The following is a 17,784-nucleotide window of genomic DNA, read 5'->3' on the forward strand; positions in this document are numbered from 1 at the left end:
CCTGTTTAATATCTCTTGATATTGAGTACGTAGAAAGCAAAAAGACCTAGCATGCGCTAGGTCTTTTATTATCTTTATAAGTAAAGCGAGACGAGGATTAGTCGCCTAGCTTTAGCTCTTTTAAGATTTGAAAAATTTCACGAGAAGCTTTGGCTGGCTTGTTCGCTGATTTTTCTTTGTTAGCTTGACGCGCTAGCTGACGAAGACGTTGACGGTCTGCTTCAGGGTACATCTCCATAACGTCTGAAATGGCAGTATCGCCTTCAGCTACAACACGGTCACGCAATTGCTCAAGCTTATGTAGCTCAGCGGTTGCTTGTGAGTGCTTGTTACGTACTTTATCCAAAGCCGCTTGAATTGGCTCAGGATCGACACTACGCATTACTTTACCAATGTATTGAAGTTGACGACGCTTCGCTTCATTTTTAAAGCGTTGTGCATCTTTTATCGCTTGTGCCAAATCTTCAGACAGAGGAAACTTGTCTAATACAGAAGGCTTTAAACCAACAAGCTCTTCTCCCAGCTTTTGCAGGGCATCCATGTCGGTTTTCATTTCTGTCTTACTTACCCAGATGATTTCTTCTTCTGGTTCCCATGGGGCTTTTTGGTTTTTGCGAGCCATCTTTTCTGCCTATGTCACTATCTCAAACGAATATATTGCCTATTTTAGCAAGAATCTTGGGGAGAAAGCGAAATTCTTGTTATCCTACGTAATATTGACCTACAAAATTAGAATAGATATGGATGTAAAACAGCAAGTCGCTCAGCAAAGAGTTGAGCTAGAAGCCGCAGTAGCAAAAGCATTGGACATGGCCTCTGTGAGTGCCGACGCCGCTGAAGTTGCTATTACTAAGTCAACGGGTTTAAGTGTTTCAACACGTATGTGTGAAGTGGAAAACGTTGAATTTAATAGTGATGGTGCGCTAGGTATTACTGTTTACCGTGGCCAGAAAAAAGGCAGCGCATCTACATCCGATCTAAGTGAAAAGGCGATTGCTCAAACGGTAGCGGCTGCGCTTGATATCGCTCAGTACACGTCTGAAGACCCATTTTCAGGTCCTGCGGCAAAAGAGTACATGGTAAAAGACATTCCAGATTTGGATCTTTTCCACCCTGATGAACCAAACCCTGACTATGCCGCTGAGATTGCGATTGCTGCTGAGAAGCAAGCGCTAGCTTATAGCGACAAGATCAAACAAAGTGATGGCGCGAGCTACGACAGCCATTACGGCGTTAAAGTGTACGGTAACAGCCATGGCTTACTAGCGAGCTACGCTTCAAGCCGCCATAGCACGAGTTGCTGTGTGATTGGACAAGGCACTAACGGTGAAATGGAACGCGACTACAGCTATACCGTTGCTCGTCACCGTGACGAGCTGTGGACGCCTGAGCGTGTAGGTCAAGAGGCTGCTGAAAAGACTATCAGCCGTTTGGATGCGAAAAAGCTATCAACAGGCCAATACCCAATTATGTTCGCTAACGATGTTGCCACAGGTCTAATTGGTCACCTTGTGATGGCGATCAGTGGCGGCAACCTTTACCGTAAGTCGTCGTTCTTACTGGATCATCTAGGTCAGAAAATTTTGCCAGATTGGTTCAATATCTCTGAACGTCCACATATCTTACGAGGTTTGGCTTCAAGCCCGTTCGACAGTGAAGGTGTATACACTCAAGATCGTGAAATCATCACTGATGGTGTGTTAGCAACTTACCTACTAACGAGCTATGCCGCGCGTAAGATGGATATGACACCAACCGGCCATGCTGGTGGTATTCATAACTGGTTCGTTAAATCGACCGGTCAAAACTTTGAGCAGATGCTGAAAGAATTGGGCACAGGTTTCCTTGTTACTGAAGTAATGGGACAAGGCGTAAACACAGTGACAGGTGATTACTCTCGTGGTGCTGCAGGTTTCTGGGTTGAGAACGGAGAGATCCAATACCCAGTATCGGAAGTGACGATTGCAGGTAATCTAAAAGACATGTTTAATCAGATCGTGGCAGTCGGTAACGATGTTGAAACGCGTTCACAGATTCAAACGGGTTCTATCTTGCTTGAGTCGATGAAAGTCGCAGGCGAGTAATTTAATTAACGCTATTGGATGAATACAAAAAGGGAGCCGATGGCTCCCTTTTTGTATTTACCGAGTAGGTAATCAAGCTAGATCAGTATGGTCGCTAAGCCTAAGAATACCGATAGGCCAATAACATCCGTTACTGTGGTGAGTGCCATACCACCTGCCAATGCAGGATCGATGTTCATTTTCTTCAACATTACCGGGATGGTTACACCGGCAATACCAGCGACAAGTAAGTTGGTCATCATCGCTGCGGAGATGATGCCTCCCAGTATCCAGTTACCCTTCCAGGCTACTACGATACCACCAATGATAACGGCCCATAAAATGCCGTTTAGGAAACCGATAGCCGCTTCTTTAAGTAGCAATTCACGCTTGTTACTATCACCAATATGACCGAGCGCTAAACCACGAATCACCAACGCAACGGTTTGGTTACCGGCAACCCCGCCCATTGAAGGCACGATAGTCATCAGTACGGCAATTGCGGCCATTTGGTCGAGCGTTGCTTCAAACATGTTCGATACTGAAGCCGCTGCCAGTGCTGCAAGTACGTTGGCCCCAAGCCAGACGCTACGACGACGAGCGGATTTTACGACCGGTGCGAAGGTATCTTCGTCATCGTCCATACCCGCCATACTCATCATTGAGTGTTCAGCATCTTCACGGATGACATCAACCACGTCATCGATGGTGATACGACCCACAAGGTGCTGGTTACTATCGACTACAGGGGCAGAAACCCAGTTACGACGTTCAAACAGGCTCGCAATATCGGAAGCGCTGGTTTCAACGGCGATAGCTTCGTCTGCATCTTCCATCACCTCAGAGACTGCAACATCCGGTTGTGTTGTGATCAGGGTCGTTAATGATAAGTTACCAATCAAACGCTCTTCTTCATCGATGACATATAAAGTATCGGTAGCGTCCGGAAGTTCACCACGCATACGTAGATAACGCAAAACAACATCAACATCGACGTCACCACGAATCGTGATCACGTCGGTATTCATTAACGCACCCGCAGAATTTTCTGGGTATGATAGTGCTGTCTCAACCAAAGCACGGTCAACGGAGTCCATCTGAGAAAGGACTTCGCGAGAAACATCGTCGGGTAGGCTTCGAAGTACGTACGCGACGTCATCGGTCTCCATGCCTTCGGTTGCTTCTGCCAACGTTTCTGGTGCCATTTTTGACACAAGAGCATCTTTGACGTCTTCGTTTAATTCATCAAGAATTTCACCGAAGTCTTCAGGATCGGTGAGTTGCCAGAGTACATCACGACTTTTGCGAGGGGAGGCTTCTAAAAGGTGTGCAATATCTTCAGGCTCCATGTCCTGAAGTTGTCGGCGTACGTGAACAAATCGCCCATTTTCTAGGGCTTCGCTGACTTCTTGGAGGGTTTGGTGAGCTTGGTCAAATTCTAATTGCTCTGCCATATGTTCCTCCTATCTCATTATTCTAACAATATTTAGAATAGTAACTTAATTCTAGGGCTTATTTAAATCATTAACTTAGGTAGAATTAATATTTAATATTGGTTGGCTATTTATTTAAGTCTTAGGCGTTGTGAGTAACGCTTTTTCTCTTATTCACCTTCATCAAACTTATCTTCAATGAGGTGACAGACGGCATCAAGCGCCTGCTGTGAATCGCTGCCTATGGCTTGAATTGTGATGTGTTGCCCTTGTGCTGATTCCAGCATCAATAGTCCCATAACGCTGTCTGCCGTCGCGATCTTATCGTCTTCGCTATGAATAGTAATGGTGGCATCAAAGCTTTGTGCAAGTTCAACCAACTTTACGGCTGCTCTAGCGTGAAGACCCAAACGGTTTTGGATCAGTACAGTTCGAGTTAATTCCATGGTTAGCCCTGTTGGTGCTTCTCTAGGGAGGCGTGTCTGATTTGTACTTGATGGCCAAGTTGTTCGAAGTACTCACCAATTTTTTGTGTCAGATAAACTGAGCGGTGTTTACCGCCAGTGCAGCCAATCGCGACCGTTAGGTAGCTACGATTATTCTTCTCTAACATTGGTAACCACTGCTCAACAAAGCCTTGGATCTGTTGCTTGAGTTCAATAACTTCGGGGTGTTTTTCTAGAAAAGAGTGAATCGGAGCATCAAGACCGGTTAATGGTCGTAGGTCTGGCTCCCAGTGAGGGTTTGGCAAGAAGCGAACATCAAACACATAGTCAGCGTCACTTGGTAAGCCAAACTTAAAACCGAACGATTGAAAGACAATAATCAGCTCTTGCTTCTCTTTGCCTTCCACTTTAAAGCGAACCTTTTCACTCAATTCGTAAAGGTTGCATTCACTGCTGTCAATTACAATGCTGGCTTGCTCTGCAAGGGGAGCCAAGAGTGTTTTCTCTAAATCGACAGCTTGCTCAAGTGATAGCTTTTCTTGACCAATAGATAGAGGGTGAATTCTACGTGTTTCGCTATAGCGTTTAAGCAGTGTTTGCTTACTCGCATCTAGGAACAAAACGTTCACGTCAATATCAGTGGCAGATTTTAGTTGTTCTAGTGTATCTGTGACTAATTGAGGCTCTTTCGGTAGGTTACGAATATCAATACTAACGGCAACGTTTTGATTGATCTCACTGACGGATTTGACGAAGTCGTTGAGTAGATTTACTGGTAGGTTATCGACACAGTAATACCCCAAGTCTTCGAGGACTCGTAGCGCAACACTTTTACCGGCCCCCGATTGGCCACTTACAACGATGAGTCGCATATTATTACTCGCCAGATGGTACTTGAATCATGATGTCATAAAGCTCTTGATCGCTTTGAGCATTACGCAATTGTTTAAGAGTCTGCTTGTCGTTAAGGCGCTCTGCCATGCAAGAAAGGGTTTTTAGGTGTTCCTTACACTGTTCGCTAGGGACAAGAAGAGCAAATAATAGGTCGACAGGGCGGTTGTCAATAGCGTCAAATTCGATTGGAGCTTGGCATTGCAGCAGCACTGCGATCGCTTTATCACTGACACTCATACGAGCATGAGGAATAGCGATACCATTACCAATACCAGTACTGCCCATTTTTTCACGGCTCAACATGCACTCAAACAGTTCTGTTGAATCTTGACCGCAGCTTTCTGCTGCAATCTGGCTGATGAGTTCAAGGGCTCTTTTTTTGCTCGTGCATTGGACAGCACTTTTAGTGCAGTCCAATGAAAGTACTTCGCTTAATTGCATGTTAGTGGCTACTTAGCTTTTCTTTGTGCTTGTTGAGTTGACGGACTAGTTTATCAACTAATGAATCAATCGCAGCATACATATTTTCATCTGTTGCTGTTGCATGGATTTCTCCTTGATTAACATGAAGAGTCGCTTCTGCTATTTGATCAACTTTCTCAACTCGTAATACAACCTGGACGCTATTGATATGATCAAAAAAACGCTCAAGTTTGTCTAATTTAGTGTGAACATAGTCTTGCATTGAATCGGTAAGATCAACGTGATGGCCTTGAATATTGATTTGCATAGACTTTCCTTTTCAGTTGGTTGCCTGGCTATAACTAAATTAAATAGTTAGTTAAATTATTTTACAGCAGGCGTTTACGCTGACTTGATGGGGCAATACCCAGAGACTCACGGTATTTCGCTATGGTACGTCGAGCTACCTGAATTCCTTGATCAGCCAGCAAAGCAGCAATTTTACTATCACTGAGAGGTTTCGCGGTATTTTCCGCCGCGACCAGCTTCTTAATGAGCGCACGAATTGCTGTAGATGAACACTCACCACCATTGTCGGTGCTAACATGGCTCGAGAAAAAGTATTTGAGCTCAAAGATGCCGCGTGGTGTATGCATGAACTTTTGAGTCGTCACACGGGATATTGTGGATTCATGCATCTCAACAGCTAACGCAACATCGTTTAGGACCATTGGCTTCATTGACTCTTCGCCATGTTCGAAGAAATCGCGCTGATGTTCAACAATGCATCTCGCAACTTTGAGTAACGTCTCATTTCGGCTTTCTAGGCTTTTAATTAGCCACTTTGCTTCTTGCAAATTCGATCGAATGTACTGATTGTCGGCGCTGTTGCCTTTGCTACCAAGAGCTGCGTATTGTTGATTTACCTTAAGCTTAGGCACGCTATCAGGGTTTATGGTGACTATCCATTTACCGAGCTCTTTGAAAACTGAAACATCAGGAACCACATATTCAGTTTCATCCGGTGTAATTTTGCTGCCAGGGCGAGGGTCCAACTGCTGAATGAGTTGCATAACCTCACGCAGTTCTGCTTCCTTCAACTTGGTTTCTTTTATGACAAGTTTATAGTCACGATTACCTAGTTGATCGATATGGCTAGTAAGTACTAACTTAGCTTCATTAAGCCAAGGGGTATCTTGAGGGAAGGTCGCGAGTTGCAGTAACAAGCAATCTTGCAGGTTCACGGAACCAACGCCTAATGGATCAAATTGCTGAATTCGTTTGCGAACGGCTTCGATCTCATCAAGCTCGATCTCTTCGTTATCAAAGTTTTCAAGGATATCTTCACAAGAAACAGTGAGGTAGCCATAATCATCAATGGCATCGATCAGCGCGAAGGCGATACTTCGGTCAGTGTCAGTGAAGGGGGTTAGGCCGAGTTGCCAAAGTAGATAGTCGTGCAAGCTTTGTGTGGTTTCGCCTTGATAAACGGGCATGTCGTCATCAATAGCAATACCAGTATTACCAGTATTTGCGCTGTAGACATCTTCCCAAGTTGTGTCGATTTCGAGTTCGTTGCCAATCTCTGATTTTTCGATTAAATCAGAGCTATCAGGTAAGTCTTGCTCTGTGGCTTCAACTGTTTCTTTCTCGTCACTGCTAGGTTTTTCTTCCGATATCGGCGTATCTTCATTGCCTTCTTCGACATCGAGTAGTGGGTTAGATTCAAGTGCTTCTTGGATCTCTTGTTGCAAATCTAAAGTAGACAATTGCAACAAACGAATCGCTTGCTGCAATTGAGGGGTCATTGCTAACTGTTGGCCTAGCTTAAGTTGTAATGAGGGTTTCATTCAGTGTGACTTACCTAGTTATTATTCTTAGAATTCTCGATACTCTCTATCTAATCATAGACGGAATTGTTCGCCTAGATAAACTTGTTTAACTTGCTCGTTATTGAGAACATCTTCAGGAGTACCTTCAGCAATCAGGTGTCCTTGGCTTACGATGTAAGCTTTTTCACACACGTCTAATGTTTCACGAACGTTGTGGTCCGTAATCAAAACGCCCAAGCCGCGATCGCGCAGGTGAACAATGATTTTTTTGATATCGATTACTGAGATCGGGTCAACGCCAGCGAACGGTTCATCCAATAGAATGAACTGCGGGTTTGCTGCTAGTGCGCGAGCAATCTCAACACGACGACGCTCACCACCTGACAGAGCCATACCATTGCTGGTGCGGATATGTTGGATGTGGAACTCTTCTAGCAGGTCTTCCAGTTTATCTTGGCGTTGTTCGTTGGTCATCTCATCACGGGTTTGTAAAACCGCCATGATGTTGTTCTCTACAGACAACTTGCGGAAAATCGACGCTTCTTGAGGTAGGTATCCGATACCAAGGCGAGATCGACTGTGCATTGGTAAGATACTGATGTCTCGGTCATCAATGCTGATGGTGCCTTCATCACGCGCAACCAGACCAACTATCATATAGAAAGACGTGGTTTTACCTGCACCGTTCGGTCCAAGCAGGCCGACGATCTGGCCTGACTCTACCTGCAAGCTTACGTCGGTTACCACCTTACGTTTACTGTAGGTTTTCGCTAGGTTTTTTGCTTTTAAGACAGCCATCGTTACTTATTCACTTCCGTTGGTTGTAAAACCGTTGACACACGTTTGTTCTCACCACTGTCAGCGACTAATTTCTGAGAGCCGATCTGGTAAGTGATCTTAGAACCACGAATGATGCTGCCATCTTGAGATAGCATTGCATTCTTGGTCATGATCAGTCGGTCAGCAACAAGCTGGTAATGTAAATCGTCAGCTTCACCGTAGAGTGTCTTCCCGTCGTCAGTAAGCTGAGAGAAGGTTGCTGGCTTACCGAAGCCTTGAATCTCTTCAATCTCACCATTTACTGCGTTACGAGTAACGATGATCTTATCGGCATTGATATTGATGCTACCTTGCTTAAGGTTCACATCACCAAGGAACGTCACTTGGTTACTTTTCATATCCAATTGCTGGCTGTCTGAGTCAATGTAGACAGGCTGCTCGCTATCCGAAGACAGGGCATAGACATTAGGCGCCGCAAGGGTCAAAGCGAATAAACTAAGGTGTAAGAGTTTCATATCTACCTTGAACAGAATTAAAGAGGGTTGCATTGTTGGTACCGAAGTTACCCTTCATTGCTTGCCCCTCAGTTTCAAAAAATGTACCGATCATATGGACCGGAGTATCTGAATAAAAATCTCGGCTAGGCAGCTCAACAACCATTTTGTCTGTGGTCATTGTATCGAAGCTGGCTTCTGGCAACAGGTTCTTTGCCACGACGTTGTCATAAAAAGTGACAACTTGATTCTCATCCATAATCGCGCGATCGGCGGTAACTTGCCATTCAATCGTGTGCCCTTCACGGAATACCGAAAGAACTGGATTTTGAAAGTGCGTGTCGCCCACCACTGAGTAGTGCTCTAAATAGGTCGATTCAACCTGATAGCTACGAATACCTGATTGGTCATAGCTAATGTTGTTTAGACTTTTGCCACTAAACGCGGGCAACTCCAAATTTGGAGCTACTTGTATCGTCGATGTTTGCTCTTTGTCGTACAGGTAATAGGTCGACCAAGAAGCAATAAATATGAGTATTAAATAGATAATACGAGTAAAACTCATATGCTTAAACCTTTATGCACGTCGAGTTCATTTCTTGCTTGTAAAATAAGGTCGCAGACTTCACGTACTGCGCCATGCCCGCCTTTAATAGTTGTCACGTAGTTTGCGCGCTTTGCAAGTAACGGGTGACCATCTGCCACACAGGCCTTCAAGCCGACTTTTTCCATTACAGGCCAGTCAATCAGATCGTCTCCGATGTAACCTGTATTTTTAGGATTTACAGAAAGCTTATCGCAAATATCTTGGTATGCCTTCACTTTATCGTCTTGACCTTGATAAATCAGCTTAATGCCTAGGGCGGTCATACGATTCTCAACAATTTGAGATTTTCGACCAGTGATGATCGCGATTTCAATGCCAGCGTTCATCAGTGATTTTATGCCGTAACCGTCACGAGTGTGGAAGGTTTTCAGCTCTTCACCGTTGTTGCCCATGTAGATACGACCATCAGAAAATACGCCGTCTACATCGCAAATTAGCAGCTTGATCTCTTTTGCGATTGCAAATACATCTGAGTTAACAGTACCGTATAGAGTTTCGACTGTCTGTGTCATTACATTACTCCTGCTTTCAGTAAGTCATGCATGTTTAACGCTCCAACTAATTTACCTTCTTGGCACAACATCAGGCCATTGATGCTTTTAGCTTGCATCAAGTTTAACCCCTCTACCGCAAGCATGTTTGGTTCTGCTACCGTTGGGTTAAGTGTCATCACATCGCCGATCTGAGTGTTATGGATATCAACGCGTTTGTCTAAGATACGGCGTAAATCACCGTCGGTAAAAATACCGGCCATTTGGCCATCTTCACCAACGATTGCTGTCATGCCTAAGCCTTTCTGAGATATCTCTAACAGAGCATCTCGAACTAGTGCATCAGGTGCTACAACAGGAAGTGCGTCACCTGTGTGCATGATGTCGTCCAGTTTTAACAGCAGTTGACGACCTAAAGCGCCACCAGGGTGAGACAGTGCAAAATCTTGAGCGGTGAATCCTCGAGCCTGCAAAAGTGCAACGGCTAACGCATCACCCATTACCAAAGTCGCCGTGGTACTGGTGGTTGGTGCTAAGCCCAGTGGGCACGCTTCTTCCGGTACTGAAATTTGTAAATGAATATCGGACAAGGTCGCCATGTTCGATGCTGGCTTACCTGTCATGCTGATGATCTTGATGTTCAGACGCTTCAATACAGGGAATAGGCTGAGGATTTCTCCCGATTCACCTGAGTTGGATATTGCAATCACAATATCGCCAGGTTCGATCATACCCAAGTCGCCATGCGCTGCTTCTCCTGGGTGTACAAAGAAAGCCGATGTCCCGGTACTTGCTAATGTGGCTGCGATTTTGTTGCCAATGTGACCTGATTTCCCCATGCCCATCACAACGACTTTGCCTTTGTTGTTCAGGATAAGGTCGCAAGCCTTGCAAAAATCATCATTAAAATATTGGTCTAATTGGGTGAGACCTGCAACTTCGGTGTCCAAAACTTGTTTTGCAACACTGCGGTAATCAAATGGCTGAGACATCAAATACTCCAAGTACGAGAAGTTAAATTAACAATTAAGCCGACATATTCATTAGTAGGTAACTTTGATAGGCCACGAACGTCACGATTAACACACCGCCTTCAATACGATTCACGCTACGAGACTTCCCTAGTGCCATGACTACAAGCAATAGCGAGACGCCTAGCATTACCCAGAAGTCACGCCCCATAGCGAACTCGCTCAAGATTGAAGGGTTTAGGATGCCCGGGATCCCCATTACCGCAAGGATGTTGAATACGTTTGAACCGATGAGGTTACCAACGGCCATATCATCTTCACCTTTCATCACACCAGCAAGCGACGCTGCAAGTTCAGGTAAACTAGTACCAACGGCAATGATGGTTAAACCAATCACTAGATCACTCATGCCGAAATATTTCGCGATGATCACCGCGTTATCAACCAGCATGTCGGCGGCCAAAGGCAGAATGATCAAACCAATCACGACCCACATCGCGGCTTTAGGATTACTTACACCTTGAGGAATCTCGGATTCTTGTTCATCCAGGAAGGCATCGCCGTTTTTCTTCTCACTGCGGCTGATTTGCAGCATGGCAAACAAGAACGCGGCAAAAAGTACAAACAGTAATACGCCTTCATAGAAACCTAAATGGTTATCCCAGAGGAGTGCGCCTGCTAATAAAGTGACACCAATCATTAATGGTAGTTCACGGCGAATGACGCCAGAGCTAATCGATAACGGCTTGATAAGCGCAGTAATACCTAAAATCAGGGCGATGTTTGCGATATTTGAGCCGATAACGTTACCTACGGCTGTATCTGTTTTGCCGTCAAGGGCTGCTGTCGCAGAAACCATCATTTCAGGAGCTGAAGAACCCATTGCTAAGATCGTCATACCGATAACTAGTGGTGAGATACCGAAGTTGCGAGCAAGAGCCGCGGCGCCGTAGACCAGCTTATCTGCGCTCCACACCAAAAAACCTAGACCGATAATAAGAAACGCAATCGCTTCAAGCATGATGATTCCTAAAAAAATTAATAAAAACGAAGAATTAACCGCTAATTTTGACCTGTTGCTAGATAAAAGGGAAGTCACTCGGCAAATTAATTACTAGTTAGTCGGTAAGAAAAAGAGCTGAATAGATAATTTTCTAATGCTTTCAAATCCATGCATAGATTCATGTTTAATATGAATTAATTGAACAGTGCTTTTAATTCTAAAGTAGACTCATTATTATTGCAGCCATAATTGGCGTTTTTTAAAGCAAGGAAACAACAAAAATATGTTGAACACTGAGCTTGTGAAAGTTAAGAACCTTAGCTTCTCTCGAGGAGAGCGACTTATCTTTGATGATATTAGCTTGGAGGTGCCTCGAGGAAAGATTACTGCGATCATGGGACCATCTGGGATTGGAAAAACGACCTTGCTGCGTTTGATTGGTGGCCAATTGCCGCCAGATGAAGGTGAAGTCTGGTTTGATGGGGATAATATCCCTGCATTATCACGCCGAAAGCTATATCAGGCCCGTAAAAAAATGAGCATGCTTTTTCAGTCTGGTGCACTTTTTACGGATCTCAATGTTTTTGATAATGTGGCTTTTCCATTAAGGGAACATACCGAACTCAATGAGAAGTTTATTCGTACCATCGTATTGCTTAAGCTTGAAGCAGTAGGGTTACGAGGGGCTGCACAATTAATGCCGAGTGAGTTGTCTGGCGGTATGGCGAGACGAGCGGCGTTGGCTCGTGCAATTGCGTTGGATCCGGAACTTATTATGTATGATGAGCCTTTTGTTGGCCAAGACCCTATCACCATGGGCGTGTTGGTCGAACTCATCCATAATCTTAACCAAGCCTTGGGTTTAACCTCTGTCATTGTGTCGCATGATGTTCCTGAAGTGATGAGCATTGCCGATTGGGTTTATCTGATGGCTGATGGGAAAATCATTGCAGCGGGTTCACCTGAAGATCTGTACAGCAACAGCGATCCACGAGTGCAACAATTTTTGCAAGGCGAGTCGGATGGCCCTGTGCCATTTAGATTCCCAGCAAAGAGCCTAGAAGAGGATTTGTTTTAATATGATTGTTAAAACTATTGCGGGTGTCGGTAAGCGAACACTTGCGATCTGTGAGTCATTTGGTCGAGCAAGTCTAATGCTGTTTGGGGCTTTGTTTGGCATTCCGAGACTAAAAAACTTCCCTTTATTAGTTAAGCAACTTTATAGCGTTGGTGTTCAGTCATTAGCTATCATTTTAGTTTCGGGGTTGTTTATTGGCATGGTACTTAGCCTGCAGGGCTATGTCGTGTTAATTGATTACGGCGCTGAGGGCAACCTTGGTCAAATGGTTGCGCTTTCATTGTTGCGTGAGCTTGGCCCTGTGGTGACGGCACTACTGTTTGCAGGTCGCGCAGGTTCGGCGTTAACGGCTGAGATTGGCCTAATGAAGGCTACGGAGCAGATCTCAAGCCTTGAGATGATGGCTGTCGATCCTATCAAACGCATTATTGCGCCGCGTCTTTGGGCGGGGCTTATCTCAATGCCACTGCTCGCTATGATCTTCATGGCGATCGGGATTTGGGGTGCTCAGTTGGTTGGTGTTGATTGGAAAGGCATTGATCACGGCAGTTTCTGGTCTGCGATGCAGTCTTCAGTTGAATTTGGCCGAGATATAGGTAACAGCATGATCAAATGTATGGTCTTCGCGATCACCGTAACTTGGATCGCACTTTTCAATGGTTATGATGCAGTACCGACCTCTGAAGGTATTAGTCAGGCTACCACACGCACTGTAGTGCACTCTTCTCTAGCGGTATTAGGGCTAGATTTTGTTCTTACCGCATTGATGTTTGGGAATTAATCATGCAACAAACTCGAAAATTAGAATTATGGGTCGGCACCTTTGTTATTGCCGGAATTTGCGCAATCTTAATCATGATCTTTCAAGTCGCTGACGTAAAAGGCATAGGTTCGAATCATACTTATAACCTGAAAGCGACATTTGACAATATTGGTAGCCTAAAGGTTCGCTCTCCGGTGAAAGTGGGTGGCGTGGTTGTTGGCCGAGTGCAAAGTATTCAACTTGATACTGAAAGCTATCTCCCTATGGTTGAATTATCTATTGATGCGAAGTACTCACAATTTCCAGATACCTCGAGTGCTCAAATCTTAACGTCTGGCTTAATCGGTGAGCAGTACATTAGTCTGGTTCCAGGATTTGTTTTTGACGACGAAGAGATGTTGGTTGATGGTGATTCCATCGAAGACACTAAGTCTGCGTTAGTGTTAGAAGACTTGATTGGCCAAGTGCTGTATAGCGTTGGTGGCTCTGATGAAAACGAAGCTGAGGAGTAGTCTCATGTTAAAAAACAGTATTCTGTTGAAGGTCTATAACATGCTTAAAGCGACTACCATCTTGAAAAGATGGTTTATGACAATGGTTACTTTGCTGATATCGACTCAGGTTTTGGCGGCCGAGCCTATCGACCGCACCCAGCCTTACCAAATGATGAAACAGGTCGCTGAAGTTGCTTTTGCTCGCTTAAAGAGTGAACAAAAAAATATCCAACAAGATCCTGAATTATTGAAGGTCATTGTGGAAGAAGAGTTAATGCCCTATGTGAATGCTCAATATGCGGCGCTTAAACTACTCGGGCCTAATTTGAAAGGTGCGGATAGAAAAGATGTGTTTGTATTTATCGATTCATTCCGTAAATATCTCGTTTCTTCTTATGCTCAGGTGCTAACCCAATACACAGATCAAACGATTGAATTTGGTCCAGAACCCAAAATCAAAGCGGATAGCCGTATTACAAGTATCAAAGTCGATATTATTGATACACCACGACCAAATATTAAGCTTGAATTTAAGCTACGCAAAGACAAGAAATCGGGCGAGTGGAAGGCATTTGATATGGTTGCTGAAGGTATTAGCTTACTATCCAGTAAGCAGTCAGAGTGGAATACTAAGATTCGTCAAGAAGGTATCTTACAGGTGGCTGCTGAATTAGATAAATTGGCTGCACAACCGATTCGTTTTGAGAGTAGCAAATAATGAATCACTCTCAATGGCAAACGCTAAGTTCTAGAGAGTATCAGCTTCATGGCGATTTGGACCGTGACAGTGTTCCTGCAATCTGGCGTATATTGGAAAAGTGGCAAACGACGGAATCGAGCGTTGAAATTGACCTTAGCCATATAAATCGAGTCGATTCAGCAGGAATGGTGATGCTAATTCACTTATTAGAGCATGCAAAAAATCAAAACTGTCATATAATGCTCAGTTTCGTGCCAGAACAATTACGAACGTTGTTCCAATTGAGCAATATCCAGCCAATGATGGCAGAACACACAAAAAATTAGGCAGGAGCTATTTGTGGACAGCACAAAAGTACAAGAATTATTAGCAGAAGCACTGAACCTTCAGGAGATTTTCGTGAAGGGTGAAGGCAGTCATTACGAAGTTGTTGCGGTTGATTCATGTTTTGATGGCATGAATCGAGTTAAGAAGCAGCAGCTAATCTACGGCCCATTAATGGAATACATTCAACGCAATGACATCCATGCTCTTTCTATTAAGGCTTTCACGCCAGAAGAGTGGGAACGTGATAAGAAACTGATGTCACTTTAAGGTTTATGATGGAAAAGTTTCGAGTTATTGGATCAGATAAGCCGCTAAGCGGTGAAGTGACGATCTCAGGCGCAAAAAATGCAGCGCTACCTATCTTATTTGCTTCAATTCTTGCTGAAGAGCCAGTAGAAGTAAGTAACGTTCCTCACCTACGTGACATCGATACTACGATGGAACTGCTAAAGCGTTTAGGCGCAAAAGTATCACGCAACGGTAGTGTTCATGTTGATGGTAGCGAAATCAATGAGTTTTGTGCGCCTTATGATTTGGTAAAAACAATGCGTGCTTCTATCTGGGCTTTAGGTCCGCTAGTGGCCCGTTTTGGTGAAGGGCAAGTGTCACTTCCTGGCGGTTGTGCGATTGGTGCTCGGCCTGTTGATCTGCATATCCATGGCCTAGAACAACTAGGTGCGACCATTACATTGGAAGATGGTTATGTGAAAGCAAGTGTTGATGGCCGTTTGAAAGGCGCGCACATCGTGATGGATAAAGTAAGCGTTGGCGCTACGATTACTATCATGTGTGCAGCAACACTAGCGGAAGGGAAAACAGTATTAGACAACTCTGCGCGTGAGCCTGAGATCGTTGATACTGCTGACTTCCTAAACAAACTGGGTGCTAAGATTTCTGGCGCCGGTACAGACACGATTACTATCGAAGGCGTTGAACGTCTTGGTGGTGGTCAACACTCTGTGGTTGCTGACCGTATTGAAACGGGTACCTTCCTTGTTGCTGCGGCAGTGTCTGGCGGTAAAGTGGTTTGTCGCAATACCAACGCTCATCTTCTTGAAGCTGCCTTAGCGAAGCTTGAAGAAGCGGGTGCGAAGGTCGAAACGGGCGAAGACTGGATCAGCCTTGATATGACAGGTCGTGAGCTGAAAGCGGTGAAAATCGTAACAGCACCTCACCCTGGCTTCCCAACCGACATGCAAGCACAGTTTACTCTGCTTAACATGATGGCGAAGGGCAGTGGTGTTATCACTGAGACTATCTTTGAAAACCGCTTTATGCACATTCCTGAGTTACAGCGAATGGGCGCAAAAGCGGAAATCGAAGGCAACACGGCTATCTGTGGTGAAACAGAGAAATTGAGCGGCGCTCAAGTCATGGCTACGGACCTTCGTGCATCAGCGAGCCTTGTTATTGCTGGTTGTATTGCTCAAGGTGAAACCATCGTTGACCGTATTTATCACATCGATCGTGGCTACGATAAGATTGAAGATAAACTGTCAGCTTTAGGTGCTAACATCACACGATTTCATGAGCCTAACTAACTTAGGTTAGTGTCTTCATGAGTAAATAAGATAAAAACACAAAAGTCGGAACCTTGGTTTCGGCTTTTTTATAGTTGTATTTACCGTAAATGACTCTGTTACTATTCTCTGTTAGCAGATAAATAAATGTTACGGTTGGTGAGGAACAAAATGATAGCAATCTTACGTATTTTCGCTTTAGCGATATTTGCGATTCTTATGTTTGTATTTGGGTGTGGCTACTGTTTATTAAGCCCCCGTAACCCGAAACACGTATTTACTTTTGGCCGTTACTTTGGACGTATGTCAAGAGTCTTTGGTATGAAGCTGGAGCTGCGTATCCCGGAAGATGCATACTCTCGCGGGCAGCATGTTTATGTGGCCAACCACCAAAACAGCTGGGACCTATTCACGATTTCATCCGCGGTAACGCCTAAAGTTGTGACAGTGGGTAAGAAAAGCCTAGCATGGATGCCTCTATTTGGTCAGCTTTACTGGTTGACGGGTAACATTTTGATCGACCGTGCGAACCGCAGCAAAGCTGTGGGTACGATTGATCAAGTGGTTAATAGCCTAAAAGGCAGCGATGTGTCTGTATGGATGTTTCCTGAAGGAACTCGTTCTCGTGGCCGCGGCCTGTTGCCGTTTAAGACGGGTGCTTTCCATGCTGCGATTGGTGCTGGCTTGCCTATTATTCCTATCGTGTGTAGCTCAACGGGTGACGTGAAGCTGAACCGCTGGAATAATGGTCACGTGATTGTTGAGATGTTGCCACCTATCAGCACTGAAGGCTACAGCAAGTCGAATGTTCGTGAACTGGCTAACCTAGCTCGTGAGCAGATGGCTGCTAAGCTTGAAGAGTTAGACAAAGAAGTGGTTGAGCTTAATAAGAAGTAATTTAAGCTAAGCGAAACGATGAACAATAAAAAAGGTTGCCAATAGGGCAACCTTTTTTGTCTCTGATAAACGTTCAGCTTTATGCCAACTTGTTTACTAGAAACCGTTTATTCTAGATATTAAGATCTATTTGCGAACTGCAATCGCCTCGATCTCGATACCTACATCTTTTGGTAGACGCGCTACTTCAACACATGAACGTGCTGGGTAGTTTGCAACACCGTGTTCATCAAAGAATTTACCGTAAACTTCGTTTACAGTACCGAAGTCGTTTAGATCTTTAACGAATACCGTTAGTTTTACGATGTCTTTTACTGTCAGGCCTGAAGCTTCAACTACGGCTTGAACGTTATCTAGAGATTGGCGAGCTTGTTCTGCGATATCTGCAGATACTTCACCAGTTGCTGGGTTTACTGGGATTTGACCAGAAGTCAGTACCATGTTGCCAAGGTCAACACCTTGTACGTATGGGCCGATTGCAGCTGGAGCAGATTCTGTGTGAAGTACTTTAGTCATTAGTTATTCCATCAATTATTAGATAAAAATTGATTTTCAGTGTGCCTTCAAACTTAGGATAGGTAAAGAGTAA

At 44.5% G+C, this 17,784-nt stretch carries 23 protein-coding genes; 9 read left to right on the forward strand and 14 right to left on the reverse strand.

The genetic code is table 11. From position 1 onward, the window contains the following. Window positions 1-97 precede the first annotated feature (97 nt). Window positions 98-622: a ribosome biogenesis factor YjgA gene (gene yjgA / locus ACED48_RS16915; protein ID WP_010435062.1), complete on the reverse strand. Its 525-nt coding sequence runs from the start codon at window positions 620-622 to the stop codon at window positions 98-100. Between the two features lie 118 nt (window positions 623-740). Here yjgA and pmbA point away from each other — a divergent pair, with 118 nt between their 5' ends. Next, window positions 741-2,084 (forward strand): metalloprotease PmbA, encoded by a 1,344-nt coding sequence (gene pmbA / locus ACED48_RS16920; RefSeq protein WP_017055333.1) that lies wholly within the window; start codon window positions 741-743, stop codon window positions 2,082-2,084. 77 nt (window positions 2,085-2,161) lie between these two features. Here pmbA and mgtE read toward each other — a convergent pair whose 3' ends face one another. The 12 genes from mgtE to ACED48_RS16980 all read right to left on the reverse strand — a co-directional run bounded on the left by mgtE (window position 2,162) and on the right by ACED48_RS16980 (window position 11,434). After that, window positions 2,162-3,517 (reverse strand): magnesium transporter, encoded by a 1,356-nt coding sequence (gene mgtE, locus ACED48_RS16925; RefSeq protein WP_017055332.1) that lies wholly within the window; start codon window positions 3,515-3,517, stop codon window positions 2,162-2,164. A gap of 149 nt (window positions 3,518-3,666) precedes the next feature. Then, window positions 3,667-3,942, reverse strand: a complete 276-nt coding sequence (locus tag ACED48_RS16930) for an HPr family phosphocarrier protein (RefSeq protein ID WP_017055331.1) — start codon at window positions 3,940-3,942, stop codon at window positions 3,667-3,669. 2 nt (window positions 3,943-3,944) lie between these two features. Beyond that, complete coding sequence (rapZ, locus tag ACED48_RS16935) at window positions 3,945-4,814, reverse strand: RNase adapter RapZ (RefSeq protein ID WP_017055330.1); 870 nt, start codon at window positions 4,812-4,814, stop codon at window positions 3,945-3,947. Between the two features lie 4 nt (window positions 4,815-4,818). Next, window positions 4,819-5,277, reverse strand: a complete 459-nt coding sequence (gene ptsN / locus ACED48_RS16940; protein WP_017055329.1) for a PTS IIA-like nitrogen regulatory protein PtsN — start codon at window positions 5,275-5,277, stop codon at window positions 4,819-4,821. Between the two features lies 1 nt (window position 5,278). Beyond that, on the reverse strand, window positions 5,279-5,566 hold the full coding sequence (gene hpf / locus ACED48_RS16945; protein ID WP_017055328.1) for a ribosome hibernation promoting factor: 288 nt from the start codon (window positions 5,564-5,566) through the stop codon (window positions 5,279-5,281). Between the two features lie 61 nt (window positions 5,567-5,627). Continuing rightward, complete coding sequence (locus ACED48_RS16950; RefSeq protein ID WP_017055327.1) at window positions 5,628-7,088, reverse strand: RNA polymerase factor sigma-54; 1,461 nt, start codon at window positions 7,086-7,088, stop codon at window positions 5,628-5,630. Between the two features lie 54 nt (window positions 7,089-7,142). Next, a complete protein-coding gene (gene lptB, locus ACED48_RS16955) occupies window positions 7,143-7,868 on the reverse strand; it encodes an LPS export ABC transporter ATP-binding protein (protein WP_004735304.1) in 726 nt (241 codons plus the stop codon). A 2-nt stretch (window positions 7,869-7,870) separates the two neighbouring features. Beyond that, window positions 7,871-8,365 (reverse strand): lipopolysaccharide transport periplasmic protein LptA, encoded by a 495-nt coding sequence (gene lptA, locus ACED48_RS16960; protein WP_017055326.1) that lies wholly within the window; start codon window positions 8,363-8,365, stop codon window positions 7,871-7,873. After that, a complete protein-coding gene (lptC, locus tag ACED48_RS16965; protein ID WP_017055325.1) occupies window positions 8,346-8,909 on the reverse strand; it encodes an LPS export ABC transporter periplasmic protein LptC in 564 nt (187 codons plus the stop codon). Before lptC ends, lptA begins: the two co-directional genes overlap by 20 nt. Beyond that, window positions 8,906-9,463, reverse strand: coding sequence for a 3-deoxy-manno-octulosonate-8-phosphatase KdsC (gene kdsC / locus ACED48_RS16970; RefSeq protein ID WP_017055324.1), 558 nt, complete (start codon window positions 9,461-9,463; stop codon window positions 8,906-8,908). Before kdsC ends, lptC begins: the two co-directional genes overlap by 4 nt. Then, window positions 9,463-10,434 carry an arabinose-5-phosphate isomerase KdsD gene (gene kdsD, locus ACED48_RS16975; RefSeq protein ID WP_017055323.1) on the reverse strand — a complete coding sequence of 324 codons (972 nt, stop codon included), beginning with the start codon at window positions 10,432-10,434 and terminating at the stop codon, window positions 9,463-9,465. Before kdsD ends, kdsC begins: the two co-directional genes overlap by 1 nt. A 34-nt stretch (window positions 10,435-10,468) precedes the next feature. Continuing rightward, window positions 10,469-11,434 carry a calcium/sodium antiporter gene (locus tag ACED48_RS16980; RefSeq protein WP_017055322.1) on the reverse strand — a complete coding sequence of 322 codons (966 nt, stop codon included), beginning with the start codon at window positions 11,432-11,434 and terminating at the stop codon, window positions 10,469-10,471. A 265-nt stretch (window positions 11,435-11,699) separates the two neighbouring features. Here ACED48_RS16980 and mlaF point away from each other — a divergent pair, with 265 nt between their 5' ends. From mlaF to ACED48_RS17020, 8 genes are all read left to right on the forward strand, one after another. Next, on the forward strand, window positions 11,700-12,494 hold the full coding sequence (gene mlaF / locus ACED48_RS16985; RefSeq protein WP_017055320.1) for a phospholipid ABC transporter ATP-binding protein MlaF: 795 nt from the start codon (window positions 11,700-11,702) through the stop codon (window positions 12,492-12,494). A 1-nt stretch (window position 12,495) separates the two neighbouring features. Further along, window positions 12,496-13,275 carry a lipid asymmetry maintenance ABC transporter permease subunit MlaE gene (gene mlaE, locus ACED48_RS16990; RefSeq protein ID WP_017055319.1) on the forward strand — a complete coding sequence of 260 codons (780 nt, stop codon included), beginning with the start codon at window positions 12,496-12,498 and terminating at the stop codon, window positions 13,273-13,275. A 2-nt stretch (window positions 13,276-13,277) separates the two neighbouring features. Then, window positions 13,278-13,769: an outer membrane lipid asymmetry maintenance protein MlaD gene (gene mlaD / locus ACED48_RS16995; RefSeq protein ID WP_017055318.1), complete on the forward strand. Its 492-nt coding sequence runs from the start codon at window positions 13,278-13,280 to the stop codon at window positions 13,767-13,769. Between the two features lie 76 nt (window positions 13,770-13,845). Further along, entirely contained in the window at window positions 13,846-14,469 is a 624-nt protein-coding gene (locus tag ACED48_RS17000; protein ID WP_133154058.1) for a phospholipid-binding protein MlaC, read from the forward strand. Beyond that, a complete protein-coding gene (locus ACED48_RS17005; protein WP_017055316.1) occupies window positions 14,469-14,777 on the forward strand; it encodes a lipid asymmetry maintenance protein MlaB in 309 nt (102 codons plus the stop codon). The genes ACED48_RS17000 and ACED48_RS17005 overlap by 1 nt, the downstream gene beginning before the upstream one ends. A gap of 13 nt (window positions 14,778-14,790) precedes the next feature. Further along, a complete protein-coding gene (ibaG, locus tag ACED48_RS17010; RefSeq protein ID WP_017055315.1) occupies window positions 14,791-15,045 on the forward strand; it encodes a BolA family iron metabolism protein IbaG in 255 nt (84 codons plus the stop codon). Window positions 15,046-15,053: 8 nt separating this feature from the next. Continuing rightward, window positions 15,054-16,319 (forward strand): UDP-N-acetylglucosamine 1-carboxyvinyltransferase, encoded by a 1,266-nt coding sequence (gene murA / locus ACED48_RS17015; RefSeq protein ID WP_017055314.1) that lies wholly within the window; start codon window positions 15,054-15,056, stop codon window positions 16,317-16,319. A gap of 150 nt (window positions 16,320-16,469) precedes the next feature. Next, complete coding sequence (locus ACED48_RS17020) at window positions 16,470-17,195, forward strand: 1-acylglycerol-3-phosphate O-acyltransferase (protein WP_017055313.1); 726 nt, start codon at window positions 16,470-16,472, stop codon at window positions 17,193-17,195. Window positions 17,196-17,321: 126 nt separating this feature from the next. Here the strand turns inward: ACED48_RS17020 and ACED48_RS17025 are convergent, their stop codons facing one another. Further along, window positions 17,322-17,711, reverse strand: coding sequence for a RidA family protein (locus tag ACED48_RS17025; RefSeq protein ID WP_004735319.1), 390 nt, complete (start codon window positions 17,709-17,711; stop codon window positions 17,322-17,324). Window positions 17,712-17,784: the final 73 nt, after the last annotated feature.

The organism is Vibrio sp. 5S239 (genome assembly GCF_041439575.1).
In the GTDB taxonomy this organism is placed as follows: Bacteria; Pseudomonadota; Gammaproteobacteria; order Enterobacterales; family Vibrionaceae; genus Vibrio; species Vibrio kanaloae.